At 48.4% G+C, this 9,272-nt stretch carries 5 protein-coding genes and 4 pseudogenes; 4 read left to right on the forward strand and 5 right to left on the reverse strand.

Annotated features, from left to right (window positions below; translation table 11 throughout):
* The 4 genes and pseudogenes from EDM54_RS22255 to EDM54_RS22270 form a co-directional block, all read left to right on the forward strand.
* Nucleotides 1-3,548, forward strand: a 3,548-nt coding sequence (locus tag EDM54_RS22255) for a chitobiase/beta-hexosaminidase C-terminal domain-containing protein (protein ID WP_148040236.1), incomplete at its 5' end; no start/stop codon positions are given.
* Nucleotides 3,549-3,818: 270 nt separating this feature from the next.
* Nucleotides 3,819-5,019 (forward strand): annotated as a pseudogene (gene istA, locus EDM54_RS22260) (IS21 family transposase).
* Nucleotides 5,016-5,387 carry an ATP-binding protein gene (locus EDM54_RS22265; protein WP_024985588.1) on the forward strand — a complete coding sequence of 124 codons (372 nt, stop codon included), beginning with the start codon at nucleotides 5,016-5,018 and terminating at the stop codon, nucleotides 5,385-5,387. The pseudogene istA and the gene EDM54_RS22265 overlap by 4 nt, the downstream one beginning before the upstream one ends.
* Nucleotides 5,356-5,736: pseudogene (locus tag EDM54_RS22270) on the forward strand (radical SAM family protein); the annotation flags it as partial. The gene EDM54_RS22265 and the pseudogene EDM54_RS22270, both read left to right, overlap by 32 nt.
* On the opposite strand, the gene EDM54_RS22275 reads toward EDM54_RS22270, so the two are convergent.
* The 5 genes and pseudogenes from EDM54_RS22275 to EDM54_RS22295 all read right to left on the reverse strand — a co-directional run.
* Nucleotides 5,718-5,885 carry a macro domain-containing protein gene (locus EDM54_RS22275; RefSeq protein ID WP_081787894.1) on the reverse strand — a complete coding sequence of 56 codons (168 nt, stop codon included), beginning with the start codon at nucleotides 5,883-5,885 and terminating at the stop codon, nucleotides 5,718-5,720. The pseudogene EDM54_RS22270 and the gene EDM54_RS22275 sit on opposite strands and share 19 nt — an antisense overlap.
* Nucleotides 5,886-6,068: 183 nt before the next feature.
* Entirely contained in the window at nucleotides 6,069-7,286 is a 1,218-nt protein-coding gene (locus EDM54_RS22280; protein ID WP_122958801.1) for an IS256 family transposase, read from the reverse strand.
* A 110-nt stretch (nucleotides 7,287-7,396) separates the two neighbouring features.
* Nucleotides 7,397-7,600: pseudogene (locus EDM54_RS22285) on the reverse strand (macro domain-containing protein); the annotation flags it as partial.
* A complete protein-coding gene (locus tag EDM54_RS22290) occupies nucleotides 7,590-8,732 on the reverse strand; it encodes a sensor histidine kinase (RefSeq protein ID WP_122912846.1) in 1,143 nt (380 codons plus the stop codon). The gene EDM54_RS22290 and the pseudogene EDM54_RS22285, both read right to left, overlap by 11 nt.
* Before the next feature lies 1 nt (nucleotide 8,733).
* A pseudogene (locus EDM54_RS22295) lies at nucleotides 8,734-9,015 on the reverse strand (winged helix-turn-helix domain-containing protein); the annotation flags it as partial.
* Between the last annotated feature and the right edge of the window lie 257 nt (nucleotides 9,016-9,272).

A 9,272-nucleotide genomic window follows, 5' to 3' on the forward strand; every position in this document is an offset into this window, starting at 1 on the left:
AAGTGCCGGAACAGGTCGCCAGGCCGGTGGCAGATCCTTCCGGTGGTGTGGTTCCTTCCGGCACCAAGGTGACATTGAGTACGCCAACTGAAGGAGCGACGGTTTACTACACGACAGATGGCAGCGAACCGACGAGCAGCAGTGCCGAATATACCGCGCCCATCGAAGTGACAACAGAGATGACAATCAAAGCAATAGCCGTGAAGGATGGCATGCTGGACAGTGAAGTGATGGAGGAGCGTTATACGATTGCAATGATACCTGCACCGACGAATTTGAGGGCTTCGGCGGGTGACCGTTCCGTTACATTAGAGTGGGATGTGGTCACGGAAACAGGTAGCGTGACTTACGCGGTCTACCAGGCGGAAGGTACATCAGCTCCTGACGATCCGGCGAACTGGAAACTCATTCAATCGGATGTTACCACGAACTCCTGCAACGTCACGGGATTGACGAATGGAACATCATACGCATTCGCAGTAAAGGCTGTCTCTGCAGAAGGAACCAGTGATTTCTCCAATGCAGCGACAGCGACCCCAAGAGCAACAGGAGATTATGAATACGAAATCAAGACGGATCCTGAGGGCAGTGAATATGTGATCATTACCGGTTATACCGGGACAAATACGGAACTGAGTATCCCCGATACTTTGGATGGCAGGCCAGTAAGAGAAATAGGGGAGAGAGCTTTTTATTTGAAGAGTCTCAACAATGTGATTATCCCGGATAGTGTAACGAGCCTTGGAGATTGGTCTTTTTACGGGAATTACCTTAAGTCTGTAGTAATAGGGAAAGAAGTGAAGGTGATCGGACGAAGTTCATTCGATAGCAATCTACTTGAGGACGTGATTATCCCGGACAGTGTGACAAACATCGGGGACGGAGCATTTCGAAACAATAGGCTAAAAAGCGTACAGATCGGAAACAGCGTAGAGCGTATCGGGGCTCAGGCGTTTGCGAACAACCAACTCACCAGCGTAACGTTCCCTGACAGCTTGTTAATCGTTGGTTCCCAATCATTTTATAAAAACCAACTCCAAAAGGTGTCGATTCCGGACAAAGTGACGACTATCGAGAATTCGGCATTTGAAGAAAACCAACTCACCAGCGTACAGATCGGGGACAGTGTCGAAAGTATTGGGGCGTCGGCGTTTGCGAACAACCGGCTTACCAGTATAAAAATTTCTGATAAGGTCACATTGCTCGGCCCAAGTCTATTTAGGAACAATCCCCTTAAAGTGATCATCGGGGAATTTGAATCTCAGGCACAAGACTATGCCCAAAATAATGACATTCTATTTCTGAATTTCGATCCATGGAGCAGCGGCGGACAGGTGCAAAAGGAAGCGGCGACGACTGTCAAGGCGCTCTGGAGCAAAACGTTCAGCTTGCAATATCAGTGGACAACAACTGAAGAGACTCCGGCTTTGCCAACCGAACCGGAAGGCGACGGCTGGACGGCGTTTGAAAGCGGAGATACCCTTAATCACTCCCTGGATGATGCGCAAACGACAGATAGTACCTGGTATGTGCACATTTATGCCGAAGATGAAGATGGCAAGGAATTATTTACAGTCCATTCCGGAGCATTTCTACTTGAAGTGCCGGAACAGGTCGCCAAGCCGGTGGCAGACCCGGCCGGCGGCGCAGTTCCGTCCGGCACCAAAGTGACGTTGAGCACAGCGACCGAGGGGGCGACGATTTACTACACGACAGATGGCAGCGAACCGACAAGCAGCAGTGCCGAATATACCGCGCCCATCGAAGTGACAACAGAGATGACGATCAAGGCGATTGCCGCGAAGGACGGTATGCTCGACAGCGAAGTGATGGAGGAGCATTATACGATCTTGTCTCCCGAGCAAGTCGCCAAACCGGTTGCAGATCCCTCAGGCGGTGCGGTTCCGTCTGGTACAAGGGTGACATTGAGCACGGCGACCGAGGGAGCAACAATTTACTACACGACGGACGGCAGCACGCCGAGCCGCAGCAGTATGGAATATACCGCACCAATCGAAGTTGCTTCGGAGATGACGATCAAGGCGATTGCCGCGAAGGACGGTATGCTCGACAGCGAAGTGATGGAGGAGCATTATACGATCTTGTCTCCCGAGCAAGTCGCCAAACCGGTTGCAGATCCCTCAGGCGGTGCGGTTCCGTCTGGTACAAGGGTGACATTGAGCACGGCGACCGAGGGAGCAACAATTTACTACACGACGGACGGCAGCACGCCGAGCCGCAGCAGTATGGAATATACCGCACCAATCGAAGTTGCTTCGGAGATGACGATCAAGGCAATCGCGATGAAGTCCGGCATGCTCGACAGCGAACTAATGGAGGAACAGTATACGATTGAAACGATACCTGCACCTGCGAATCTGACAGCTTCGGCAGCTAATCGTTCCGTTACATTGGAGTGGGATGCGGTCACGGAAACAGGCAGCGTGACTTACGCGGTTTACCAAGCAGAAGGCGCATCAGCTCCGGTCGATCCGGCGAACTGGAGGCTCGTTCAATCGAATATTGCAATGAACTCCTACATCGTCACCGGATTAACGAACGGAAAAACGTATGTATTCGCAGTGAAGGCTGTCTCTGCAGAAGGAACCAGTGATTTCTCCAATGTAGCGACAGCGACCCCAAGAGCATCAGGAGGTAACCGCGGTTCCGGTGGTGGTGGCGGAGGTCGCGGGTTGTCCAACAATGCGGATCTTGCGGATCTGCAAGTATGGGCGGGAGGCAAACCATTGAATCTAAGCCCTTCATTTGCTTCTGGAACAACGGCATATACGGCACGTACAACATCCGAACAAGTGGAGCTTGTAGTAAAAGAAGCGCACTCCGCAGCCAAAGTCATTCTACAGGATAAAGTCATGGCCGACAGGGCGAAAGTCGATCTGGAGGAAGGCAAAAATACGTTCGTATTAACGGTACGAGCAGAAAATGATGCGGAGAAAAACTATACGTTGACCATTTACCGCGAAACGCCACAACCGTCCGAACCGGCCATTGAATTTTCCGATATCGCCGGACATTGGGCAAAGAACTACATCCTGCGTGCTGTAGAGAAAGGCTTCGTTAGCGGTTATCCAGACGGCACATTTAAACCGAACAATCCGGTCACTCGCGCCGAGTTTACCGTGATGCTGGCAGGCGCTCTGAAACTGAAAAGTGAAGGTACAGCACTTACGTTTGCCGACAACGAACAAATCGGCGAATGGGCAAAACAAGCCGTTGCACAGGCGGTAGAGGCGAGAATTATCGATGGATACGATGATGGCAGTTTCCGGCCAAACAACCGCATCACGCGTGCAGAGATGGCGGCAATGATCGCCCGGTCCCTTACATTGCAGACGAATCCCGGCATGTCAACCGGCTTTGCCGATGATGAAGTGATTCCACAATGGGCGAAAGGTGCAGTCGAAGCGATCTGCAAACTTGGCATTGTCGATGGGCGGGGAGGAAACCGTTTTGTAGCAAACGAAATCGCAACCCGCGCAGAAGCGACGGTGATTCTGCTTCGGATGTTGGAAGTCAACAAATCATAACCCCCGTCCAACGGGTGGTTCAGACTGTCGACAAAGTACCTGTCGGCAGTTTTTATTTTGTCAAGAATCTTTATCTATTCACTGCGTTAATATGTTATAATAATATAAGATATACCGTAGGGTTTGCTGAACGGTTTTCAAACCACAAAAATGTTCCCAAATGTCACCGCCGGGATATAATTGACCCAGGTTCGCCGGAATGAAAATGACCCACCCCTGTAGAATACCTCTCTGAAATTACCGACCAAAGTAGCTTCAGAGGGGAGATATATGCTAAGGAGTGGGACTGTGATCAGATTACACGAACTTCAAGCGAGCGGCAAGAGTATCCGCGAAAGCACAAGAGAAACGGGCTATTCTCGTAATACCATTCGAAAATACCTCCGTGCAGACGGAATTCCGGAACCTCGTTCACGAAAGAAGAGAGTTTCCAAGCTCGATCCGTTCAAATCCTTGCTGGATCAATGCCTGGAAAAGGGGATTTTTAATTGTGAAGTTCTGCTGCGTCTCTTGTATTACGATCATCAAGGACTATGTGAAGCCCCGTCGGCCTCCAAAGCATGCACCTGCGGTGCAACGCTATGAGACAGAAGCCGGGTACCAAGCCCAAGTGGATTGGAAGATTTGCGAGTACATCGATTTAAACGGTGAAGTGCGTAAAATCCCCGTTTTTGCGATGGTGTTAGGTTACTCTCGAGCCATGTACATCGAATTTACAAAGCGTTGTGATATCCACAGTTTCTTACGCTGCCTGATGAACGGATTGGAATACTTCGGTGGTGTCCCGAAGACCATGCTGACCGACCAAATGAAGACCGTGATTCTAGGCATGGGCGATGATCGTAAGCCGAGATGGCATCCGTTGTTTGAAGATTTTGCTGCTGCAATCGGCTTGATTCCCAAGGTCTGTCGCGTTCGTCGTCCCCAAACGAAAGGAAAGGTCGAACGAAGTGTTCAGTTCATTGAGCAAAGCTTCATGCCAGGGCGATCATTCACCGATCTTGGTGACCTAAATCGCCAAGCCAGACAGTGGTGTGATGAGCAAAACCGTCGGATCCACGGTACAACTGGAGAAAGACTGATCGATCGCTTGGCACAAGAGAAGCTCGGTATGCTTCCGTCTCCGGAACGCTGGGCAAAGTACCGATTTGAACCGCGGAAGGTAAGCCGTGACGGATTTGTAAGCTACGACGGCGTTCGTTATGGCGTTCCATGGCTGTATAGCGGACGTGAAGTAAGGGTGCGAGACATAAACGGATTCATCGAAATTTACTGTGAGAAGCAGCTCATCGCTCGGCACGAGAAGCAGTACCGATCCCGAATGCTCGTCATGTGTGAGGGCCAATACGCGAATCTGAGTACGGCTCAGGGATATGCTTATCCAAAGCCGCAAGGCGTTCAGATTCCTGTTCAAGACGTGGAAGTGCGTCCGTTGGACGTGTATGAGCATCTTGTAGAGGTGGGCGTATGATCGAGCTGGAACAAGCCCGTCACCGTTTGGAGGAGCTCGGATTGGGCCAAGCGGCCCAATCGCTCGATGCCAAGCTGGAAGCCGCCAGTCGTAGCCAAAGTACGTATCTCTCTTTTCTCATTGAATTGCTGGACGCTGAGATACAAGAGCGCCAGCGCCGAAACGTAGAGGTTCGCATGAAGCTGTCCCACCTTCCTTTTCGGCGCACGCTGAACGAATTCGACTTCTCCTTTCAGCCGGGGATTGATGAGCGACTGATTCGTGAACTGGCGGCTCTTACGTTCGGAATATTTGCGCGTGTTCAAGTCCTGATCTTCCGGAAAGGTACCCAGTTAAATGAATATAGAGATCAAAGATATCCTGTCTAAGAACATTCTTAGCGAAGTGAAAGGTTATCTGGATGTCGGATTTACCCATTCGTTGAATCCGTACAGTGGCTGTGCCTTTTTTTGCACGTATTGCTACGTAAGGGAAATGCCGATTCAACGGTTTAAGGATATTCCATGGGGAGAATGGGTGGATATTAAAACGAACGCAGCAGAAAACTATCTGGCTGAGGTGGTCAGACTACGTCGCAGAAACAAATCTATTAATATCTTTATGTCCTCTGCAACGGATCCTTACCAGCCGCTCGATCGAAAGGTAGCTCTTACAAGAAGGATACTCGAAGCAATGATTGAAATGCCGCCTGACCTACTTCAAATCCAGACAAGAAGCCGCCAATCATTCACCGTTTGAACAGCTACTTTTGCAGCTTCAGGCTTGGGGAATCCAAAAACCCCTGTTGAGATCGCACAAAATGTAATACTCTTTATATCCGGGATCTTAGCCGCTAGTTCCAAACAAGCGCGATAACAAGCAGCCAGCGGGAATGTAAATTATTTTGTGTAAATGGGTTTTTAAGAAATGAAGAGTTACATCATAGGCTTTACATGGAGGGGCGGGCATGATAGGCTGGTTCGCCATGCGATGCATGGTATACTGGCATCGCCCAATCGCAAGAAATCATGCCCGCAGAGGCTCCATGTCAAGCCGGCTCAACAGTTGGATTAGGCGGACAGTTCCGCTTGCAACCGATCCCCAAAATGGATGGCAAGCTGCGATATACATTCTTTCCAACTCCTGACTGGCATAGTCCACTTCCTCGAAGCCTCAATCGTCGCAAGATAGATGATTTTACGCAGAGCATCATCAGACGGATAGGCGGTTTTCGTTTTTGTTACCTTGCGGAGTTGACGGTGATATCCCTCAATCACACTCGTGGTGTAGATCATCTTGCGAATCTCTGGAGGATAGGTAAAATAAGCGGTCAACTCAATCCAGTTATTTTCCCAGGAACGGATAATAATCGGATACTTCTTCTCCCACCTCTCTTTAAAGGCAGAGAAGGCAACTTCGGCTTCTTCTAACGTAAGAGCTTGATAGACTTTCTTTAGGTCCGCCAAGACTAGTTTCTCTTCCTTGAACGGTACATATTTCATGGAATTCCGTATCTGATGGATGACGCATAGCTGAATCTGCGTTCTCGGAAACGCGGCGTTAATGGCCTCTGAAAACCCGGAAAGCCCGTCCTTACACGCAATCAGGATATCTTCGACTCCACGACTTTTCAACTCCGTACACACATTTAGCCAAAAGCTAGCACTCTCGTGCTCGCCAATCCAGATACCCAAAATATCCTTATGTCCAGACATAGTAATTCCTAGAACGCTGTATGCTGCTTTATTGATGATCCGATTATCTTGGCGAACTTTAAAGTGAATGGCATCAAGAAATACAATGGGGTAAACGCGGTCAAGTGGTCTACATTGCCATTCCGCTACCATTGGCATGATCTTATCCGTTACTTTACTGACCATCGCTGCTGATACTTCAATTCCATATAGATCCTTCACGTGCTCCTCAATGTCTCGCGTAGACATCCCTTTCGCATAGAGAGCAATGATTTGGTCCTCTAAGCCATTCACGGTAGTCTCGTGTTTTTTTACAATATGAGGTTCAAATTCGCCGTTGCGATCGCGAGGCACACGGAGTTCAGTATTGCCAAATTTGGTTTTTACCGTCTTTTTGCTGTAGCCGTTTCGACTGTTTCCAGTATGATCACCTTCAGAGCTATGCTTGTTGTAGCCCAAATGCTCATCCATTTCAGCTTCAAACAACTGCTGGATCGTGTCACGAAACAGGTCCTTCAGCATCATGTGGACATCCTCAATCGTGCGGCAATCCTTAGCCAATTCTTTAATCGTAAGATCTCTTTTGTCTTGCATAAATGATCATCTCCTTAATGGGAAGTTTAACTATTTACACAAAACTTTTTACGCTCTCCAGCCAGCTCGACACGATGTTTATCTGTTAATTTAGTTTCTTTAGGTACAATGGGACCTACCGTATGAAGCACATAATCTGACGGTAAGTTATAGCCCCTTGTGATCTTAGCCCCACCTGTTGCCTCTGTCTCGCCTTGTATTCGCATGATCGTGCTGCAATCTTCGCGTAGTTGTGGTCCTGCTGCGGAATGAATAGCATTATCGATACAAGCGTGATAGGGCTGAAAGCATCCCAGTAAATACTTATTGGCGGAAGCCCGGGCCTGTATCACGGATCATAAACTTTATTTTGTTACCTTCTTTATAACATTGAACAACAATTTCACCAAACGAGGGTGTGTGTCTGACGGCATTATCCAACAAATTGTTCATCGCTCGTTCCAATAAATGCATATCACCGCTAATGAAGCAGTCATCTACAGTATGGGTCGAGATCGAGAGGTTCTTTTGGCGAGCTAGCGGACTTAAACTGTCAATCGATTTCAGGATGATGAGTTTAAAATCAATCGTTTGCTTGTTAAGATTCATCTCCACATGCTCCATCTTTGTAAATGTGAAAAGGTCCTCTACCAACCGGTCCAATTGCGCCGATTTTTCCTTACAAACCGCCAAATACTTGGTTATTTTATCCGGAGATTGGGCAATGCCCTGCTCCAGACCATCCAAATATCCTCTTAATACGAAGAGTGGAGTCCGCAAATCATGCGCAACTGCTGCGATCACGAATCGGCGTGCTTCTTCCAATTCCGCTTGTTTTTGAAAAGCTTTTTGTATTCCATTCACCATCACTTCGAATGCATCGCGTACTTCAGAGATTTCGGTGATCCTGGATCTAGGCAACTCCACGCCCCAATCTCCTGCAGCGATTTTTCTAGCTGCAAAACTCATCTTTTCGAGAGGCTTAAGAAGAAACCTTCGCATTTCAACACCGACAATAAAAAAAGCTAACAATAGCCCGGCAAATATCGAAATGATCCGAACCCCATTTGACTTCGGAAGATAAATAATGACCTTTCCAAGTAAATGACCGTCCTCTATAATGGAGAACCGTTCGGTAGAAGGCAATATGCCATGGCTCTGCGGATTAGAACGGTAAATTTCTTGATCTGATGCAGATAGAATAGCCGCTTCCATTTTCGCTTGTTGCAACTCATGATGCAATTGGTTTTGCCAATTCGGATCCCTCCATTTGTCCGAATTGGTTTCGATCAGCTGTACGATCTTCTCGATCCATTGTCCTTGCAGAATCTCGGCTTGAGCTCCGTTTTTTGCGAAGCTGAGCGTTTTTGTCTCTATGAAGTGTGTTGTCACATAAAAGATCCACGGCACTAACATTAAGAAAAAGAAAAGCAGTATAGTAAACGAACGAATACGAAGTGTTCTCATCTTAACCTCCCTCGAAGCGATACCCTATTCCCCATACGTTGACTAGGTATTGAGGATGGTTCGGATCGGATTCAATTTTCTCGCGAAGTCGGCCGATGTGCACCCGAATCGTATGCCTGTCGCCTACCCCGTTCCAAAATTTCGAAAGTATCTGTTCATATGCAAAAACATGCCTGGGGTGTTCGGCAAATAATCGCAATAATTCATATTCCCTCGGGGTGAGCACTACACTCTTCCCATCCACGAATACTTCTCTTGTGGATAGATTTAGCTTGAGGCGGCCAGCGCGCCCAGCAAGCCGTTAATTGCTAGTTGGTGAAAGTCCAACCGAGGTAAGAGCCAAGTCGCCTCGTAGCTGACAGGCAACTGGTGGAGAGATCCTAAGGTTGAAGCCCTGTGACAAAGTATCCCGTAAGGGAGCGAGCAAATCAGCGGACCGTAACATAAAGTGAATCCTGCCGCTTCGTTAAGAAAGACCACCGAGAGTGGGACTAAGGGAAGACGAGCTTGTCTCATTTGGGAGAAGGCCAAGGTCGGTGT

This window comes from Brevibacillus borstelensis, from assembly GCF_003710865.1.
GTDB lineage: Bacteria > Bacillota > Bacilli > Brevibacillales > Brevibacillaceae > Brevibacillus > Brevibacillus borstelensis.